Raw genomic sequence first — 18,557 nt, forward strand, 5'->3', positions numbered from 1 at the left:
ATGCCGCAAAAAGTGTCCAACTAACGCCACTTTCAGCTACGGACCCACTTGACGCCCGAGTGGTAAACGGCCCCATAACAGCGAAAGGTCCGAGCCGTCCCGGCGGACGGATGGCGGCAGCAGGGCCAAAGTGGCGAAAAATGGACACTTTTCCGCTGATGCCCGCAGTCGGCCCCCGGTCGAGGCCCGAGAACTCATGCGGTGGCTTGTTCTGGTCTCTGGTCGGCGCTCCAGAGTTGTTCCCAGGCGGCCGGAAGCGCCTCGGTCAGGTCCAGCGCGGCAAGTGGATGGCCCGAGCGCGCAAACAGCCGGCCGGCCCCGGCGGAAACTGCACGCTCATGCGCTGCGCGGTCGGTGTCAACCAGGCCCGCCGCCCGCATCGCCGCGAGCGCATGCAGCCGCACCCCCAGGGCGGCGCAGCTGGCCGGGGCGGCACCCGCACCCCCGCCGCCCCGGGCCACGTCGTTATCGGCATCGGCCCGGCCGGCCGCCAGCAGAGCACCGATGATCCCGGCCAGTACGTCCCCGCTGCCGGCGGTCGCGAGCCAGCCCGGACCGGAGTGGACCGACAGCAGCGTCCCGCCCGGGGATGCGATCAGCGTCGGAGTCGTCTTCAGCAGCACGGTGGCTCCGGTCAGCTCCACCAGGCGCCGCGCCGCCGCGGCCGGGGCCGCCTCGACCGCATCCCGCGAGGCCCGCTCACCCAGCTCGCCGAGCAGGGCGGCGGCCTCCCCGGCGTGTGGGGTGAGCACGTGCCGCGGCGAGCAGCGGCCGCCGGAGGCGACTCGGGCGGCGAGCAGGGGCAGCGCCCCGGCATCAATCACCGCATCGACCGGCTCTCCGGCCTCACCGAGTACCCGTCCCAGCGCCGCGTCGAGTTCGGCGGCACGCGGGGCATCGGCGGGGTCGGTGCCGGGGCCGATCACCAGTGCCTGGCAGCGTCCGTCGGCGGGCACGACCTCGGGCCGGCGGGCGAGCACCAGGTCGACCACCCGCGCCGGCGCCGCCAGCCGCACCATGCCGGCGCCCGTGCGCACCGCAGCCGACGCGGCCAGCACCGCGGCCCCCGGGTAGGTCTGGCTGCCGGCCCACAGCCCGACCACGCCCCGGGTGTACTTGTGGTCCTGGTCCCCGGGCACGCGCAGCAGGCGGCCCAGTTCCGCATCCGCGGGCCGACGCGCCAACACCGCAGCATCCGGCACCGGCAGCCCCAGGTCGGCGACCTCAACGCGCCCGCACAGGGATGCGGCCGGCGGTAGCAGGTGGGCCGCCTTGAAGCAGGTGAAGGTGATGGTGCGGTCGGCGGCCAGCACGGGCCCGGGCAGGGTGCCGTCGTCCACGCCTACACCGGAGGGCAGGTCCACGGCCAGCACCCGGAAGGGCCGCTCCCCCGGCTCCCCGGCAGCGCGCAGCGGGGCAATGAGCCCGGCCGCGGCCGGGCGCAACGGCCCCGTGGCACCAATGCCGGTGAGGCCGTCGATCACCAGGTCGGCACCGGCCGCTCCCCCGGCAGCCGCTCGGGCCGCGGCCCGCGGGTCGGCGGCGAGACGCACACCTGCGGCGCGGGCGGCCGCCAGGGCCGTGACGTGCAGCCGGGATATCTCGGCGGCGGGGGCGGCGGTGACGGCGCAACCGCGACGCGCCAGCAGGGCGCCGGCGATCAGGGCGTCACCGCCGTTGTGGCCACCACCCACGAGCAGCAGCACACGCGTGCCAGGCACGGCGCCGCGCGCAGCCCGGATCTCCTCCACCGCTGCCCGAGCCAGCGCGCCGGCCGCGGCATGCATGTAGCGGTCGGTACCCGCGGTCAGCGGCGCCTCGGCTCCGGCGACGGCACGGGCGGGATACGCCACGGCGGCGACCGAAGTGCTGTCGGGGGAGGGTGGGCGCGGTGCGGTGTTCACTGCCCCATCATGACCCCGGCGAGCCGGCTTACTCCACGGTGACGGACTTGGCCAGGTTGCGGGGCTGGTCCACATCCAGGCCCCTGGCCTTGGCCAGGGCAGCAGCGAAGATCTGCAGCGGCACCACCGTCAGCAGCGGCCACATCAGGGTCGGGGCGGCCGGGATGCGAATCACCGTGTCGGCGAAGGGCGTGACCGCCTCATCGCCCTCCTCCGCGATGACGATGGTGCGGGCGCCGCGGGCACGCACCTCCTGAATGTTGGAGATGACCTTGTCATGCAGGACGGGGCGGCGCGGGGTCGGCACGATGACGAACACCGGTAGTCCCTCCTCCACCAGGGCGATGGGACCGTGCTTGAGCTCGCCGGCGGCGAAGCCCTCGGCGTGCACGTAGGCGACCTCCTTCAGCTTCAGCGCGCCCTCCAGGGCGACCGGGTAGCCCACGTGGCGTCCCAGGAACAGGAAGGAGGTCTGGTCGGCGAGCTGCTCCCCCAGCTCGCGCACCATGTCCTCCTGCTCGGCAAGCAGGCGCTCGATCTTCGCGGGCATCTTGCCAAGGTTCTCCAGGTAGTCGGCGACCTCGTCGGGCCACTTGTTGCCGCGCAGCTGCGCCAGGTACAGGCCCAGCAGGTAGCAGGCGGTGATCTGGGCGAGGAAGGCCTTAGTGGAGGCCACGGCCACCTCCGGGCCGGCGTGCGTGTACAGGACGGCGTCGGCCTCGCGGGCGATCGTGGAGCCATAGGTGTTGACGATCGCCAGCGCCCGACTGCCCTGCTCGCGGGCGTGGCGGACCGCGTGAATGGTGTCCATGGTCTCCCCGGACTGGGAGATGGCCACGGTCAGGGTCTTCTCGGAGACAATGGGGTCGCGGTAGCGGAACTCGTGAGCGAGCTCAATCTCCACCGGGATGCGGCACCAGTGCTCGATCGCGTACTTGGCCACGTGCCCGGCATAGGCGGCCGTACCGCAGGCGACCACGATGATCTTGTCGATGCTGCGCAGCACAGCTGGGTCGATGCGCATCTCATCCAGCACCAGCTCGCCGCGGTCGTTGACGCGCCCGAGCAGGGTGTCGGCGACGGCGGTGGGCTGGTCATGGATCTCCTTGTCCATGAAGGTCTCGTACCCGCCCTTGACGGCCGCGGAGGCGTCCCAGGAGACCTCCCAGGTGTTCGGGGTGACGACGTTGCCGGCGGCATCCCACACGGTGACGGCGTCGGCGGTCAGCAACAGGACCTGGTCGTCGTCGACCTCGGCGGCGTGGGTGGTGAAGGCGACGAAGGCGGCCACGTCAGAGCCGAGGAAGTTCTCCCCCTCCCCCAGGCCGATCACCAGCGGGCTGGAGCGGCGGGCGGCGATTATCGCGCCGGGGGCGAGCTCGGTGACGGCCAGCAGCGCGAAGGTGCCCTCCAGGCGGTCGGTGACGGCACGCATGGACTCCACCAACAACGCGGCGGCCGCGTCCGGGCCCACGGTGCCGGCCTCACCCGCGGCGAGCCGGGCGCTGAAGTCGAGGTCGAGCAGGTGCGCGACCACCTCGGTGTCAGTGGCGGAGAGCAGGGTACGGCCCGCCTCCTCAACCTCGGCGCGCAGGGCGCGGAAGTTCTCAATAATGCCGTTGTGGACCACCGCGAGGGTGCCGGCGCGGTGCGGGTGGGCGTTTTCGGTGGTGGGGCCGCCGTGGGTGGCCCAGCGGGTGTGGCCGATGCCGGCGGTGGCCGGGGCCGGGCCGGCCTCGTCCAGGGCGGCGCGCAGGTTGTCCAGCTTGCCGGCGGCCTTGACGACGGTGAGCCGCTCGCCGTCGTCAGGGCGTACCAGGGCGATGCCGGCGGAGTCGTACCCGCGGTACTCCAGGCGGGACAGTCCGTCCAGCAGGACCTCCAGGGAGCGGCCGCTTCCGGGGGCGCCTGCGGGGTTGATTGAGTTCAGGGGGCCTACATGGCCGACGATTCCACACATGAGCCAGATAGAACCACCAACCTGCCTCCCAGATCAACGTGCGCGGCATACGCGGACCGGGACGCAGTTCGGCTACAGCAGTGAGGCGCCGGCTGGGTCACGGACTGGAGCTCCGGCTGAGAATCCAGTTGAGAGGTGCACCCTCACAGGGTCTCGGAGGCGTCCGCACGTGCCAATGCAGTGACAATGCGTCACACTGGTGCGGTGAACATCCCCGTCTCCCCTGCGGCATTGGCGTCCCGGTCCGGGACCGCGCCCTCGCCGTATATCGAGCTGCACCGCGACCAGTGGCGTGCGCTCGCCTCCTCCGCGCCGCTGCCGCTGACCCAGGCGGATGTCGAGAAGCTGCGCGGCCTAGGTGATCCAATCGACCTGCCTGAGGTCGACGTCGTCTACCGGCCGCTGACGGCGCTGCTGGAGCACTTCATCGCCACCGCCCGCGAGCGCGCCCGCCGCACCGCGGACTTCCTGGGGGTGGATGAGCGGCCGACGCCGTTCGTCGTCGCGGTGGCAGGCTCGGTTGCGGTCGGTAAGTCGACAACGGCGCGGCTGCTGGCCCACCTGCTGGCCCGCTTCCCGGACACCCCGCGCGTGGACCTGGTGACCACCGACGGCTTCCTGCTACCCAACGCCGTGCTGGAGGCACGCGGCCTGACCGCCCGCAAGGGCTTCCCGGAGTCCTACGACCAGAAGGCCCTGCTGGACTTCGTCACCGCAGTGAAGTCCGGGGCGCCCCGGGTGGAGGCGCCGGTGTACTCGCACACCGTCTACGACATCGTGCCGGGCAGGAAGCTCGTGATTGAGCAGCCGGATGTGGTGGTGCTGGAGGGGCTGAACGTGCTGCAGCCCGCCCCGCGGGTACGTCACACCCACGGTGGCGCCGACCGTCCGGTGGACTCGGCGCTGGCGGTGAGTGATTTCATCGACTTCTCCATCTATGTGGATGCCGACCCGGAGGACATCCGCCGCTGGTACCTGGACCGCTTCCTCACGCTCAAGCACACTGCCTTCAAGGACCCCAACTCCTACTTCCGGCGCTATGCGGCCATCCCGGACGACATCGCGCTGGCGGCGGCGAACGAGGTATGGGAGAGCATCAACCTGGTGAACCTGCGGGAGAACATTGCCCCCACCCGGGGGCGGGCGACCCTGGTGCTGCGCAAGGACGCCGACCATCACATGAGCCGGGTGCTGCTGCGCAAGGCCTGAGTTCCGCGGGAGGTGAGGTAGGCGATTCTTCGACCATTGGCGCGGCGCTCCTGTTCGATCACATCGTCGGGGACCGGATAGTAGGTGCCGTCGTCGTGGGCGACTGCGCGGGAGACTCCCCACTCCCAGATGGTTTGTGCCGCGGCCGCAGCGGCCAGCAGGGCCTGATCCTCATCCTTAGAGAAACGCGCCGTGCCGGGCATACGCAGCGCTAATCCGGCAGGGTCGAGCAGCCACGCGGAGGCCTCGGCGTGCCCGAAGTAGCGCCGGCTTCGTACGAAGAAGTACGAGCTCGACGGCGGCCACGCCACTCGACGGGTTAGCCATCCCACCAGCGCCAGACCTTCCCGCGAGAGGATCGTGCGTTCCCGAACAATCCGGTGCACGCTGACCACGAGACCGCCCGCGGGTGCGACCAGCAGTATCCAGAAACCGCTGGAAAGGCGCAGCGTCCCGTCCTCCCGGAATACTCCGGCAAAGGCCTGCGGCGTCCGCTCCGGGCCGAGCACGGCCGGCAGCGCCAGGATGCAGAGGAACACGAGGATGACGATGTTGGGGATGAGACCGTGCCAGTTCGGCTTGTCTTTGAGGATTAGGGGCTCGCGGGCGAGCAGTGTCTGGTCGACGGGCAAGGCGCGCGGCGCCGTTACCGGTGGGGGTGCGGCCTGCGCGATATGGGGACCTGGGCCTTGCAGGGCGGGCATCGTCTCGCGGGCGTAGCCGCGGGCCAGCGCCCAGGCCCAGATCGCATCGACCTCGGCCTCGAGTCGCGTCTGGGATGACATACGCGGGGCGGACAGTCTGATCCTGCGGCCTGCCGTTCCTACCTCGACCACGGGCACCGAGCCCCGCTCGCCAGCAGCCAGGACGACGATGAATCCGGCACGGGAGTCGGGCCAGGACAGGTGCACCGTACGCAGCAGGCCGCGGGAGTGGATGCCGCGGGCATCGAAAACAGTGCGGCGTCGCAGCATCGCAATACCGAGGAACAGCCCTAGTGCCCCAACCACGCATAGGGGTACGGCCACCAGCAACGCGGGATCGAGGACATGCAGCATGTAGCCGACGTACAGCAGCATAAGACCGGCAAACAGGAAGACGAAGCCGGCCAGCATCCTGGAGGCAGCCGGTCGGCGCACCAGCGACTCCCGGGGCTGCGCCGACGCACTCGTTCCGGGTGTGGGGACGTTACCGCGAGAATAGGGCAGGTCGCCGTGAACGGAAGCAGGCATGTCAAGTCCTTCAAGCAGCTCGCGAGCGGGGCCCAGAATGCCCCAGATCGGTTCCGGACCAGCAGTAGCACGCACCACTACCGTATCCATACCGTTATTTTCAGCCTAGCAGAGCCGCCGCACCGTCTCGCGCATTAGCAGGAGGCCCATCTCACAGCCACCGCCGCACGTAACCTCGCACGGCTCGTCTCAAGCCGGAACTCCGAAGGCATGGTTCATCCCTGGGCAGAGAGGTACTCGATCCGGCGCGCGACGGCGACGCGTCGGCGTTCGAACTCCGGGTCGGCGGTCGGCTGGTAACCGCCATCGTCCACCGCGAAACCGGAGGCAGCGCCCATTTCCCAAATAGAATCGGCTGCCGCCGCCGCGGCCAGAAGCGCGCGGTCGCCGCCTCCCACCCACCGCAGTCCGGGAACCGCCACCGACAGTCCCGCGACGGCGAGGATTCTCACCTCCACCACGGTCCTGCGGTACTCCTCGGTCTCCGCAACGAAGATGGACGAGCACGAAGTGGGCCAGTCGATCCAGAAGGAGTGCCTGCCGCTGAAATAATCCATGCCCTCCGCATACACGGTCAGGCGGGCACGGGCGGTTTCAAGGAGGTCTGGCAATGTCCGCACCGCGACAATCAACATGAGTAGCCCAATCGCGAAGCCCAGCTTGCCGGCCACGAAGTCAATGCCACTCCGGCTGAGCGCGTAGAAGGCGTAGCCCACACCGCCGCCACCGAGCGCGAGGGTGCCGAGAATGTGCCCGATGATCTCCCAGCGCTGCCCGGACCAAGCGGAGAACACCAGAGGTTCCTGCCATCGCAACGCCACGTCGCCGGAGGCCTCCGCGACGGGAACGTCCCCACGGCTGTTCACCGGATGCCCGGGCACACCCTCCCCGCGCTTATTGCGTCGCTTATGAACCCGATGCCGCGCGGCGCCACGTACGTAGCCGCGGTCAACCGCCCAGGCCCAGATCTCGTCGACCTCCGCCTCCGCTTGAGCCCTGATGCTGCCGACGAAGCCGCCGACCACTCGTGGCGCTCCCAGCTTGAAGCTGCCCACAGGCGAGGGCGCAACGACATACGCCGTATTGAAGTATTTCCCGTACGCCTGACGTACGACGAAGGCCGCACGCGAGTCGGGCCAGGGTGCGTCGATGTCACGCAGCGTGGTGTGGGAGTGAATACCGTCGGCGTCGAAAATCGTGTACTCCCGCCAGGGCGCCGTGCCGAGGAAAACCACCAGCGCCCCGATGGCAGTCAGGAGCAGGCCGCCCTCGATCTCACCGATCGCCAACAGCGCGATGCCGGCGGCGATCGGCAGCAGCCCCATGAAGACGATCAGACCGCCTCTGATGCGAGCCCTGCGGTTAGGACGCGCCACGATGCGCTCGGGCCGTGGCACCGCTCGTGACGCAGTGGAGGTGCCGGCGTCGTACTGGTTGAGAGCCGGCCGGGACCTGCGGAACACGGCTAGTCCGCGCGTTCGGCGTCGTAGGCCTCGCGGGCGGCGAGCACGTCGTCCATGTGCCCAACGGCCCAGTTCTCCACGGCATCCATGACGTCGGCGAGGTCCCGCCCCAGTGCGGTCAACTCGTAGGTGACCCGCGGCGGCGTCTCGGTGTAGTACTCGCGCCTGACCAGGCCGTCACGTTCCAGGGTGCGCAACGTCTGGGTGAGCATCTTGGTGGAGATACCGTCCACCCGCCGGGAGATCTCGGTGAAGCGCAGCGGCCCCTCGTACAGGGCGCCAATGACCAGCACACTCCACAGCTCACCGAGCTCCCGCAACAGGCGTCGCGAGGGGCAGGACCGACTGTAGGGGTTGTAGGCGTGCTCGCCCTCACCTGCCGCACTCATGCGCGGTCCCTCCCTTCGCCTTGCCGTCGGCACCCGACCCATGGGGCTCCGCCGATCCCTGACGAGGGCACAGCGTACAGGGCTGCGCCCGCCGCCCCGAGTGGGGGCGGCGGGCGCACGCGTCACACGGTTGGTGGGTTGCCCGGCGGACGGGTTCACTTGATGACGGCGGAGCCGATGGCACCGGCTCCGAAGACGGTAACGGACGGGAGGGATGCAGCAGCCACGATGTTCTCCATACTGCGTTCTGTGGTGCCGACAGGTATTACCCTCTCGCGGTAACCCACTTCCCGTAAGAGAGTTCATAAGTGAGTAGAGCCACATCCCCCGCCGACGCGGACGACTCGCCCGCCACCACCTCGCACCGCTCCAAGGGCCGCGGCGGTGAGACGCCGCGTGACAGCCACCGCTAGGCGTTCTACTGTTACGCGAGTCACCCCCGTGTGCCCGCCCTCCCTATAACGCGCTCCAGCGCGCCGAGGCGTCGGGCGCGCCCGCTGAAAGGAGCTTCTATGCGTCTTGGAATCCCCTGCCAGCCTCCGGACCGCTCCATGACCGCGGCCACGCCGCAGACCGTCGAGCGGCTGATCCGCCTGGGCTACGACGTCGTCGTCCAGCGCGGAGCCGGAGAGCCGGCCCGCTTCCCCGACGCCGCCTATGAGGCAGCCGGCGCCCAGCTCGCAGATCGGGCCGAAACCTGGGGCTGCAACGTCGTCGTCACCGCCTACGCGCCCGACGCCACCGAGCTGGACCTGATGCACCCGGGCGCCACCCTCATCGGCCGGCTCGACCCCGCCCGCCATCCCGAGCTCGTCCAGGCGCTGCAGGACCATTCCCTCACCGCCCTGGCGATCGACACCGTGCCGCGCATCTCCCGGGCACAGTCCATGGATGTGCTCTCCTCCCAGGCGAACCTGGCCGGCTACCGGGCCGTCATTGAGGCCGCCGCGCACTTCGGCCGTCTGCTCAACGGCCAGGTGACCGCCGCCGGCAAGTTCCCGCCCGCCTCCGTGTATGTGATCGGCGCGGGCGTGGCCGGACTGGCCGCCATCGGCACCGCCTACTCCCTGGGCGCCGTCGTCAAGGGCACCGACGTGCGCCCGGAGGTCGCCGACCAGGTCAAGTCGGTGGGGGCCGAGTTCGTGCCCGTGCCCACCGCCCAGGAGGTGTCCGCCGACGGCTACGCCAAGGAGATGACCACCGACCAGGCGGCCCTGGCGAACGCCCTGTATGCCGAGCAGTCGGCCGCCGCGGACATCGTGATCACGACGGCGAACATCCCCGGCCGCCGCGCCCCGCTGCTGCTGGACCGGGCCGCCGTGGAGGCCATGCGCCCCGGCTCGGTGATCGTGGACATGGCGGCGGCGAATGGCGGCAACACCGAGTTGACCGTGCCCGGGGAAGTCGTCACCACCCCCGGCGGAGTGACGATCATCGGCTACACCGACTTGGCCGAGCGCCTGCCCGCCCAGGCATCCCAGCTGTACGGCCGCAACATTCTCAACCTGCTCACGCTGGTCACGCCCGCCAAGGACGGCGACCTCGCGCTGGACCTGGACGACCAGGTGGTGCGGGCGATCACCGTGTGCCAGGCCGGCGAGCTGCTGTGGCCGCCGCCGCCCGTGGCGGTCTCGGCCGCCCCCAAGCCGCCGGCCGCCCCGGCCCCGGAACGTTCCGTCGCCGATGCGCAGGCCGACGCCGAGGCCGAGGCCGCCGCCCGGGCCCGCTCGCGCCGACGCATGACGATAGGGCTCGCGCTGGCCGCCGTCGCTGCCGCCGTACTCGTGCTGATCACCCCCGCCGCGGCGACCAGTCACTACATCGTGCTGGCCCTGGCGATCATCCTGGGCTTCCACGTTATCTCCAACGTGACCCCCGCGCTGCACACGCCACTGATGTCGGTGACGAACGCGATCTCCGGCATCATCCTGCTCGGCGCCATCGCGCAGGTCGGCAACGCCAACCCGGCGATCAGCGCGGTCGCCTTCGTTGCGATCCTGCTCGCGTCCATCAACGTCTTCGGCGGCTTCGCGGTCACCAACCGCATGCTCGCCATGTTCAGGAAGGAGTGAGGGCATGTCTTGCGCAGCTGTTTCCTCCCTGCCCGCATTCACGTCAATGGTCGCGCCGGCCGTGCCCCCTGCGGCCTCCGCCGACGCCGTCGGCCTGACCCTGCCCTCGCCGGTGGCCCTGGCCTACGTTGCCGCGGCGGTGCTGTTCATCGCGGCCGCCGCCGGGCTGTCCCGCCACGAGACGGCGGTGGCCGGAAATGTTGCCGGCGCCGTCGGCATGGGGATCGCCATTGCGGCCGCCATCGGCCTGGCACTCACCTCCGCCCCCGGTCAAGGGGTGGTCACGACGGCGATCCTGATAGCCCTGGCCCTGGGTATCGGCGCCGTAATCGGCATGCTGCTGGCCGGGCGGGTCGCCATGACCGGCATGCCGCAGCTGATCGCAGTCCTCAACGGGCTAGTGGGTCTGGCCGCCGTGCTCGTGGGCTACAGCTCCTACGCCTCCCCCGATGCGATGTCGGAGTTGCTGGGGGGATTCCACCTGGGCGAAGTGTTCCTGGGCGTGTTCGTGGGCGCAGTGACCTTCACCGGGTCGGTGCTGGCAGCACTCAAGCTGGCCGGACGGGTGCCGGGCAGGCCGATCACCCTGCCGGGCCGCAATAAGCTCAATCTCGCCGCGCTGCTCGTCAGCCTCGTGCTCATGGTCGCCTTCATCCTGCTGCCGGCAGGCTCGCCGGCGGCCTGGGCGTGCCTGGCGGTTATGACGGTGATCGCCCTGGCCCTGGGCGCCCACCTGGTGATCGCCATCGGCGGCGGTGACATGCCCGTGGTCGTGGCCATCATGAACTCCTACTCCGGCTGGGCCTCCGCCTTCACCGGCTTCATGGTCAACAACGACCTGCTGATCATCACCGGCGCGCTGGTGGGCTCCTCCGGCGCCTACCTGTCCTACCTGATGTGCCAGGCGATGAACCGGTCCTTCGTGTCCGTGCTGCTTGGCGGCTACGGCACCGAGGGCGCAGTGTCCGCCCCGGTGGAGGGCGAGCAGGGCACCATCCAGCAGACCGATGTGGGTACCGTGGCGCGTGCCCTCCAGGACGCCAAGCGCGTGGTCATCACCCCCGGCTACGGCATGGCGGTGGCGCAGGCCCAGTACCCCGTGTCCACGCTCACGGAGATGCTGCGCGGGGAGGGCGTGGACGTCACCTTCGGCATCCACCCCGTGGCCGGCCGCCTGCCCGGGCACATGAACGTGCTGCTGGCGGAGGCGAAGGTCCCCTACGACCTGGTGCTGGAGATGGACGAGGTCAACGACGACTTCTCCGACGTCGACGTCGTCCTGGTCATCGGCGCGAATGACACGGTCAACCCCGCCGCCGAGGAGCCCGGCTCCCCCATCGCCGGCATGCCGGTGCTGCGGGTGTGGGACGCCAAGCGGGTCGTGGTGTTCAAGCGGTCCATGGCCACCGGCTACGCGGGCGTGCAGAACCCGCTGTTCTTCAAGGACAACACCGCCATGCTGTTCGGCGACGCCAAGGCGACCGTGGAGGAAGTCATCCGCGCCATGGAGTGAGCCGTAGGGCCCGGGCCTCCGGATCTGTCACGTACGCATTCGCCTCTCACGTACGCGTTCTGAAGTTCTCCGCCGTCCTGGCGCGGGGAAACCTTCGGAACGCGTACGTGTGGCAAGAAGTCCTAAGGCAGCGGCCCCGAAGTATGGGGTGAAAGCGCGGTGAAAGCGGCGACTGCCAGCCTTGACGCATGAGCACCGCATCAGCAACTCAACCTCCTGTCCTTAAGCCGCCTCGGGATGCGCAGACCTCCCCCGCGATCCACGCCACCGGCCTGCGCCGCGACTTCGGCTCCTTGATCGCCGTTGACGCACTGGATTTGGACATCGCTGTCGGCAGCGTCTACGGGCTGCTCGGCCCCAACGGAGCTGGTAAGTCCACCGTCGTCAAGTTGCTGACGACGCTGCTGCGCCCGAGCTCCGGCAACGCCGCCGTCATGGGCCACGACCTGGTTCATTCTCCGCACCGAGTGCGCTCCGTAATCGGTGTCGCCGGACAGTACGCGAGCGTGGACGAGACACTCACCGGACGTGAAAACCTGCGGCTGTTCGCGCGTTTGACAGGGATGTCCCGGACCGCCGGCAAACGCCGCGCCGACGAGCTGCTCGAGGCCTTCGCCCTGACCGACGCCGCCGGGCGCCGCGTGGGCAGGTACTCGGGGGGTATGCGACGGCGCCTCGATCTGGCCGTGTCCATGGTCGCCGCACCTCCTGTGCTCTTCCTCGACGAGCCCACCACGGGTTTGGATCCGCGTAACCGTGAGCAGATGTGGCGGGTGATCGAAGACCTGGTGGCACGCGGCACGACAATCCTGCTGACAACTCAGTACCTGGATGAGGCCGATCGCCTGGCGGACAGAATCGGCATCATGAACCACGGTCGCAAGGTAGCCGAAGGTAGTCCCGACCAGCTCAAGGACCGGATCGGCTCCTCGAGCCTGGTGATCACTCCCGCGGATCCCGAAGACATAGCACCCGCCCTCGACGTCATCATGTCTGTCCTGTCTCCGGGCGGGGAGCCGACCACTCGGGGCGGGCGCATACACGTGCCGATCGAGAACACCGCAGACGCCACGGAGGTCCTTGTGGCGCTGCGTGAGCGGGGATTGTCTCCTGCGGCGCTCTCGGTCGACCGCCCCAGCCTCGATTCCGTATTCCTCACCTTAACGCAGTCCCGTGTGGCGGAGCGATCCACGACCGACCACCCGGGCGCCGAAGGCCCCACCGATGCATCCGCTCACCCTGCGGACCCGGAGACCAAGGAGAACCAGTGACCACCGCAAGCACTTCCGGCAACGCCTCTGCATCTGCTCCCAGACGTTTCAGCGAGTCCCGACTGCTGCCGGACACCGCCGCGATGGCGTGGCGATCCGCGCTGACCATGCTGCGCAATCCGACGGAGTCCTTCGACGTCCTCATCCAGCCCATCCTGTTCACCGTCATGTTCGGGCAGCTGCTCGGCGGTGCGATCTCCGGGGACGTCCGCTCCTACCTGCCGATCCTGGTCCCGGGACTGGTTGTCGTCAACGTGCTGTCCACCGCCCAGAGCGTCGGCGTCGATCTGCGTGAGGATATGACCAAGGGAGTGTTCGACCGCTTCCGTGCGCTGCCCATGTCCCGCCTGGCACCGCTTCTGGGCCCGATGGCGACGGATCTACTGCGGTATGCCGTGTGCGCCGCGCTGACGCTGGCCACAGGCGTCGCGCTCGGCTACCGGCCGGACAACGGCTGGATCGGAGCGATCGGAGTCGTGTTGTCGGCCGCCGCATGCGGTTGGGCGATCTCCTGGGTGTTCTTGATGCTGAGTACCCTGTTCAACTCGGCGCAGGCGGTGACCTCCTTCAACATCATCGTCCTGTTCCCCCTGTGCTATCTGTCCAACGCACTAGTGCCCACAGCTACCCTGCCGCACTGGCTGAGGGTCTTCGCCGAGCACAATCCGGTCTCCTATGTGGTCAGCGGCCTGCGCTACCTGCTCGACGGCGCCGCCGGGACGGGGACCGCCGCAGACGTCGGCCGGGCCCTGCTGGGGTCCCTCATCATTGTGGCCGTAGCGGCGCCGATCACGGTGAAGCGCTACCAACGCTCCACCTCCTGAAACGACCGCCGGTGGTCTCCCCGGTGGCCGAAGGCCGGCAGGGAGACCACCGCGGATTCAGGGCAGCTCGATCAGTGAGGCGGTGAGTGTCGTCATACGCTCTACGAGCGCCTCGGCACCGGCGGAGCCGACTCGCCGCGAGAACTCGTCGACGCGGCCGGCGTCAATACCACGCGCGGCCTCCAGCAGGCGCGGCCGCGACAACAGGCGTGATGTCTGATTGGGCCCGCAGGCCAGGGCCGTGCAGAACAGTTCCAGCCCCAACTCGATCGCCCGGGCGTGATCCGTATCGCGGCTCTCCTCGCGCACCGACGGGTTCGTGCCCGCGTCTTGCCGTTGTCCATCGGCGGCCGTCGCTGCGGACAGGCCGACGGCGCAGGCGAGTGATGCCGTAGTCGGCAAATCGAAGCGGGAGGCACCGGCCTGCTGCAGCGCCTGCCGCAGGCTCAGCAGGCCGCGCCGCAGCATCGCGGTTGCCTCGGGACCACGGTTCCGAGGCACGTTGTTTCGCGTCGCGTGCTCCGTCGCGCCGCGCACGGCGATCTCAACATCGATCAGCAGGCAGGTGGCCAGACCGTAGAGCTCCCACGGGCTGCCCGCGGGCACGTCAGCACCGGCCATGCGCTCTAGCAGAGTCCGCGCCGCCGCGAGGGCCTCCCGGGGGCGGCCGCGCAGAAGCTCCATCTCCCCGCCGAGGAACCCAGTGATGAACATCGCCATCCCGGGTACCGGCATGTTCTCGGCATCCGCCAGTAGCGCAGCGGCCCGCTCCGGGGACGGCGCCAGATAGACCCGACAGCAGTCCCGTTGCAGGCGCAGTGCACTGCGGAGCGCCTCCTGAATTGAACTGCTCTCGGCCGCCTGAAGCAGGCGGGAGCACTCTCTCAGCCCACCGTGGTAATCCCCCAGCTCCAGAAGCAGCCGCAGACCGTCTGTCTCAAGTTCGAACAGGCGGCCGGGCGGCAGATCTGAGTCGCGCAGTCGTTGCCGCAGACCGCGGTTTAGTTCCAGCGCACCGACCACGTCACCGCGGTTCTCCAGCTCCATGACCACACAGCTGCCGGCCGCCCAGGCGGTCCAGGGCTCCGGGTCATTGACTAAACCGGGCCAGTCCTCGTGTCTGGTGCGGACCAACCGACGAATCGCGGCGACATGGGCATCCTCCTGCGGATATGACGCCGGGATACGGACACGGAGCCGGTCCGGCAGAGGACCCAGCAGCCAGGAGTTGGCCACCGCCCGATGAAGCACAAGCATCCGGGCGGTGTTTCCGGCGGAATCCGGCGCCGCGGTGACGGCATGCCCCAGCAGGCGGGGCACCCAGGCGGCGGTCTGGCTGTAGCCCCAACTCGTCGACCAGCCGGTCAGCAGTGCCGCGCCGAGCACCAGGGCGTCCTCCGGAGCCGGGCGCCCACCATCATCGCCCAATGCTCGCCCCAACTCGGCAACCACTCCGCGTTCCTCCGCCAGCAGGACGTCGATCGCCGGAGCGACTTCATCCATGCGACTTCCGCCCATGACAGCCAGCACGGGACGAGCCAGGCCCAGTGCCCATTGACGCACGGCGTGGTACGCGTCCATCCCATCGGAGGTGCCGTTGATACGCTCACGAACCAGTGCGCGCACCGAGGAGAGCATGTGGAAGCGCGGCGGGTCGTCCCCGTCCGCGGTCAGGAGCGACTGGGCGAGGAGTTGGTCCAGCATGACGGCGGCGCCGGGACCGATAACGGCCTCGGCGGTCTCCAGGGTGAAGCCGTCGGCCAGCAGGGCCACACGGATCAGGGCGTGACGCTGCGGGGCATCCAGCAGCGACCAGGACCATTCGATGACCGCGCTGAGGGTGCGCTGACGCTCGGGCAGATCCCGCGGACCGGTCATGCTCTTCAGATCGTGGGGAAGGCGCTGCGCCACTTGTCTCACCGACATCACGCGGGTGCGGGCCGCCGCCAGCTCAATGGCCAGCGGAAGCCCCTCCAGGGCGGGCAACAGGCGAGCCAGATCGCCGTCGCCGAGGCTCTGGTGCGGCCGTGCCGCCAAAGCCCGATCGCGGAAGAGGGCAGCCGCCGCCGTGTCCGTGAGGGGGGACAGCCGATGCACGTACTCGGTTGACAATTCCAGAACACTGCGGGACGTCACCACCACGTGCAGCCCCGGCAGTGAGGCGAGCATCGGGCCGAGCAGGTCCCCAAGCACGTCGGCCACGTGCTCACAGTCGTCCAGTATCAGCAACGTGCCGGGGGCCGCCAGGGCCTGCGCCAGAACGGTGCGGGGCGGCTGTGCGGCCGAGGCGCGCAGTCCGATGGCGGCCAGGAGTCCGCGAGCGAGCCGCTCCACGGCGGCCGCGCGCCCGAATGCGTCCGTCTCCATCGTGTCGCGTCCGCGCGGAGACACCTCCGTCATGGAGAGCACTCTGATTACGGGGAACGGGCTGCGGGAGGCGACGACTTGCGCCAGGCTCGTCTTGCCGATCCCTCCCGGCCCGGTGATGGTCACTAGGCGGTTGGTGGCGACCGCGTCCTCCACCTCACGCAAGTCGTCGTCGCGCCCGATCAAGGCGATCGGCACCCGCAGACCTTGGCGAACCGGGTGCTCGGCGGCCAGCGCATGCTCATGCGCAGCGCGCAGCAGCGGCCCCGGCACGGCACCGGCATTGTGCAGACGACGACGATACCGCTCGTAACGAGCCAACGCGGCGGCCGGCGAACGGGTCCAGGCCTCGCCTCGGATCAGAGCGCCCAGCACCGCCTCATCCGAGGGGTACTGCTCGGCCAGGAACGTAAGCAGCTCCATGGCCTGCGAGTAACGCCCCAACTCGTCGAGGGCTAGTGCGCGCAGACGACGGGCGCGTGTGTTCAGATCCGTCGCCTGTTTCAGAAGCCGCTGGTGGGGCGGACTCATACCCGTCCCCGGCACCTCTCCCATGGCCTCGGTCAGGTCGACCACGTCGGCCGGGCGATGGGCGGACGCCGCGGCCTCGGCCTCCCGCTGTCGTCGCACCAGGTCGAGGTGATCCACCTGGGTGCACGGCAGGGTGAGGGCGTATCCCTCACCCCGCCGTTGCAGGGCCCCGGGCCCGAGTCGGCTGCGGGTCCGGGAAACAACTACCTGCAGCGCCTGACGGGGACGTGACGGCGGCGTGGAGCCCCACAATTCCTCGGCCAGCCGCTCCTCTCCGCCGTGGGCACCGGGCAGGGCGGCGAGCACGCAGAGCAGATCGAGTACTCTCCCGCTCAGCGGCTCGCCGTTCCAGCTCGGCGCGGCGTCCAGCAGTCGCAGGCCGCCGCCCCCGGCGTCGGGCCGCGTCACAGGGCGAGGTTGTCCTTGACGACGGCGGCCAGGCCGGCGGCCACGCGGTCGGCCTCCTCCTGGCTGGCGGCCTCCACCATGACGCGGACCAGCGGCTCGGTGCCGGACGGCCGCAGGAGCACGCGGCCGGTCTCCCCCAGCTGCTTCTCGGCGTCGGCGACGGCATCCTGCACCGCCTTGTTGGTGCCGGCGGCGGCCTTGTCGACCCCGCGAACATTGACGAGCGTCTGCGGCAGCCGCTGCACGATGCTGGCCAGCTCGGCCAGGGACTTGCCGGTGCGCTTCATGCGGGCGGCCACGCGCAGGGAGGTGAGCACGCCGTCGCCGGTGGTGGCGTGGAGGGTGTCGATGACGTGCCCGGACTGCTCACCGCCGAGGGTGTAGCCGCCCTGCAGCATCTTCTCCAGCACGTAGCGGTCGCCCACGCCGGTCTGCACGATGCGGATGCCGTGCTCGCGCATGGCCAGGATCAGGCCGAGGTTGCTCATCACGGTGACTACGAGCGTGTCGGAGCCGAGGGTGCCGTCGGCCTTCATGCCCACGGCCAGCAGGCCCATGATCTGGTCGCCGTCCACGAGGTTGCCCTCGGCGTCCACTGCCAGGCAGCGGTCGGCGTCGCCGTCGTAGGCGACCCCCATGTCCGCCCCGACACTGCGCACGTAGGCCTGCAGCTGCTCGGGGTGGGTGGAGCCGCAGTCGGCGTTGATGTTCAGCCCGTCCGGGGAGGCGTTGATGGCGATCACCTCGGCGCCGGCGTTGCGCAGCGCGGCGGGGCCGACGCTGCTGGCGGCGCCGTTGGAGGCGTCCACCACGATGCGCAGGCCGGACAGGTCGGTAGCCACGGAGTCCACCAGGTGGTTGATGTAGGTCTGGTCGGCCACCGTCTCACCCTTGATGACGCGGCCCACGTCGGCGCCGGTGGGGCGGGGCAGGTCCTCGCTCAGGGCCGCCTCAATGCGGTCCTCCACGGCATCCTCCAGCTTGTAGCCGCCGCGGGCGAAGAACTTGATTCCGTTGTCCGGGAAGGGGTTGTGGGAGGCTGAGATGACCACGCCCAGGCTGACGTCCTGGCTGGCGGTCAGATGCGCGATGGCGGGGGTGGGCAGTACGCCCACGCGGGTGACATCCATGCCGGAGGCGGCCAGGCCGGCGCTGATGGCGTGGTCGAGGAACTCACCACTGGCGCGGGTGTCGCGGCCGACGACAGCGCGTGGGCGGCGACCCAGCCGGTGGGGGGAGTCATCCGAGCCGACCAGGACGCTTGCTGCTGCGCGGCCGAGGCTGACTGCGAGATCAGGGGTAAGCAGTTCGTTAGCGAGCCCGCGGACACCGTCGGTGCCGAAGAGTCGTGTCATGGGATCCTCCTGTTGGTTGACAACGGCCCCATCATTTCACGCCCATATGTAATCCGGCG

The 18,557-nt window shown here is 69.7% G+C and carries 12 protein-coding genes; 5 read left to right on the forward strand and 7 right to left on the reverse strand.

Features of this window, described 5'->3' with window-relative positions; all coding sequences use genetic code 11:
* Positions 1 to 194: 194 nt before the first annotated feature.
* Positions 195 to 1,979, reverse strand: a complete 1,785-nt coding sequence (locus CWT12_RS10265) for a bifunctional ADP-dependent NAD(P)H-hydrate dehydratase/NAD(P)H-hydrate epimerase (RefSeq protein ID WP_161924723.1) — start codon at positions 1,977 to 1,979, stop codon at positions 195 to 197.
* Positions 1,933 to 3,864 (reverse strand): glutamine--fructose-6-phosphate transaminase (isomerizing), encoded by a 1,932-nt coding sequence (gene glmS, locus CWT12_RS10270; RefSeq protein WP_161924724.1) that lies wholly within the window; start codon positions 3,862 to 3,864, stop codon positions 1,933 to 1,935. Before glmS ends, CWT12_RS10265 begins: the two co-directional genes overlap by 47 nt.
* Before the next feature lie 186 nt (positions 3,865 to 4,050).
* On the opposite strand from glmS, the gene coaA reads away from it, so the two are divergent.
* Positions 4,051 to 5,073, forward strand: coding sequence for a type I pantothenate kinase (gene coaA / locus CWT12_RS10275; RefSeq protein WP_161924725.1), 1,023 nt, complete (start codon positions 4,051 to 4,053; stop codon positions 5,071 to 5,073).
* Here the strand turns inward: coaA and CWT12_RS10280 are convergent.
* From CWT12_RS10280 to CWT12_RS10290, 3 genes are all read right to left on the reverse strand, one after another.
* Positions 5,040 to 6,305, reverse strand: coding sequence for a hypothetical protein (locus tag CWT12_RS10280; protein ID WP_161924726.1), 1,266 nt, complete (start codon positions 6,303 to 6,305; stop codon positions 5,040 to 5,042). The genes coaA and CWT12_RS10280 overlap by 34 nt on opposite strands.
* A 215-nt stretch (positions 6,306 to 6,520) precedes the next feature.
* The gene (locus CWT12_RS10285) at positions 6,521 to 7,630 is read right to left on the reverse strand and encodes a hypothetical protein (protein WP_161924727.1); all 1,110 of its coding nucleotides are present in this window, start codon (positions 7,628 to 7,630) and stop codon (positions 6,521 to 6,523) included.
* Between the two features lie 140 nt (positions 7,631 to 7,770).
* Positions 7,771 to 8,157 carry a winged helix-turn-helix transcriptional regulator gene (locus CWT12_RS10290; RefSeq protein WP_161924728.1) on the reverse strand — a complete coding sequence of 129 codons (387 nt, stop codon included), beginning with the start codon at positions 8,155 to 8,157 and terminating at the stop codon, positions 7,771 to 7,773.
* Positions 8,158 to 8,669: 512 nt separating this feature from the next.
* Between CWT12_RS10290 and CWT12_RS10295 the strand changes: the two genes are divergently transcribed.
* The 4 genes from CWT12_RS10295 to CWT12_RS10310 all read left to right on the forward strand — a co-directional run bounded on the left by CWT12_RS10295 (position 8,670) and on the right by CWT12_RS10310 (position 13,837).
* On the forward strand, positions 8,670 to 10,229 hold the full coding sequence (locus tag CWT12_RS10295; RefSeq protein WP_161924729.1) for a Re/Si-specific NAD(P)(+) transhydrogenase subunit alpha: 1,560 nt from the start codon (positions 8,670 to 8,672) through the stop codon (positions 10,227 to 10,229).
* A 46-nt stretch (positions 10,230 to 10,275) separates the two neighbouring features.
* A complete protein-coding gene (locus tag CWT12_RS10300) occupies positions 10,276 to 11,742 on the forward strand; it encodes an NAD(P)(+) transhydrogenase (Re/Si-specific) subunit beta (protein WP_161925445.1) in 1,467 nt (488 codons plus the stop codon).
* A 188-nt stretch (positions 11,743 to 11,930) separates the two neighbouring features.
* Positions 11,931 to 13,013, forward strand: a complete 1,083-nt coding sequence (locus CWT12_RS10305) for an ATP-binding cassette domain-containing protein (RefSeq protein WP_161924730.1) — start codon at positions 11,931 to 11,933, stop codon at positions 13,011 to 13,013.
* Positions 13,010 to 13,837: an ABC transporter permease gene (locus tag CWT12_RS10310; protein WP_237564146.1), complete on the forward strand. Its 828-nt coding sequence runs from the start codon at positions 13,010 to 13,012 to the stop codon at positions 13,835 to 13,837. Before CWT12_RS10305 ends, CWT12_RS10310 begins: the two co-directional genes overlap by 4 nt.
* Before the next feature lie 57 nt (positions 13,838 to 13,894).
* Here the strand turns inward: CWT12_RS10310 and CWT12_RS10315 are convergent, their stop codons facing one another.
* Together CWT12_RS10315 and glmM are read right to left on the reverse strand one after the other, a co-directional pair.
* Positions 13,895 to 17,143, reverse strand: a complete 3,249-nt coding sequence (locus tag CWT12_RS10315) for an ATP-binding protein (RefSeq protein ID WP_161924731.1) — start codon at positions 17,141 to 17,143, stop codon at positions 13,895 to 13,897.
* A complete protein-coding gene (gene glmM / locus CWT12_RS10320) occupies positions 17,140 to 18,498 on the reverse strand; it encodes a phosphoglucosamine mutase (RefSeq protein WP_161924732.1) in 1,359 nt (452 codons plus the stop codon). The genes CWT12_RS10315 and glmM overlap by 4 nt, the downstream gene beginning before the upstream one ends.
* Positions 18,499 to 18,557 lie beyond the last annotated feature (59 nt).

Origin of the sequence: Actinomyces sp. 432, from assembly GCF_009930875.1 — a bacterium.
Taxonomy (GTDB): Bacteria; Actinomycetota; Actinomycetes; order Actinomycetales; family Actinomycetaceae; genus Actinomyces.

Coding starts and splice junctions, on each gene's coding strand:
- glmM (WP_161924732.1), bottom strand. CDS start 18,498: ATGACACGACTCTTCGGCACCGACGGTGTCCGCGGGCTCGCTAACGAA.
- CWT12_RS10280 (WP_161924726.1), bottom strand. CDS start 6,305: ATGCCTGCTTCCGTTCACGGCGACCTGCCCTATTCTCGCGGTAACGTC.
- CWT12_RS10305 (WP_161924730.1), top strand. CDS start 11,931: ATGAGCACCGCATCAGCAACTCAACCTCCTGTCCTTAAGCCGCCTCGG.
- CWT12_RS10290 (WP_161924728.1), bottom strand. CDS start 8,157: ATGAGTGCGGCAGGTGAGGGCGAGCACGCCTACAACCCCTACAGTCGG.
- CWT12_RS10285 (WP_161924727.1), bottom strand. CDS start 7,630: ATGGGGCTGCTGCCGATCGCCGCCGGCATCGCGCTGTTGGCGATCGGT.
- CWT12_RS10265 (WP_161924723.1), bottom strand. CDS start 1,979: ATGTGGACCAGCCCCGCAACCTGGCCAAGTCCGTCACCGTGGAGTAAG.
- glmS (WP_161924724.1), bottom strand. CDS start 3,864: ATGTGTGGAATCGTCGGCCATGTAGGCCCCCTGAACTCAATCAACCCC.
- coaA (WP_161924725.1), top strand. CDS start 4,051: ATGCGTCACACTGGTGCGGTGAACATCCCCGTCTCCCCTGCGGCATTG.
- CWT12_RS10300 (WP_161925445.1), top strand. CDS start 10,276: ATGGTCGCGCCGGCCGTGCCCCCTGCGGCCTCCGCCGACGCCGTCGGC.
- CWT12_RS10295 (WP_161924729.1), top strand. CDS start 8,670: ATGCGTCTTGGAATCCCCTGCCAGCCTCCGGACCGCTCCATGACCGCG.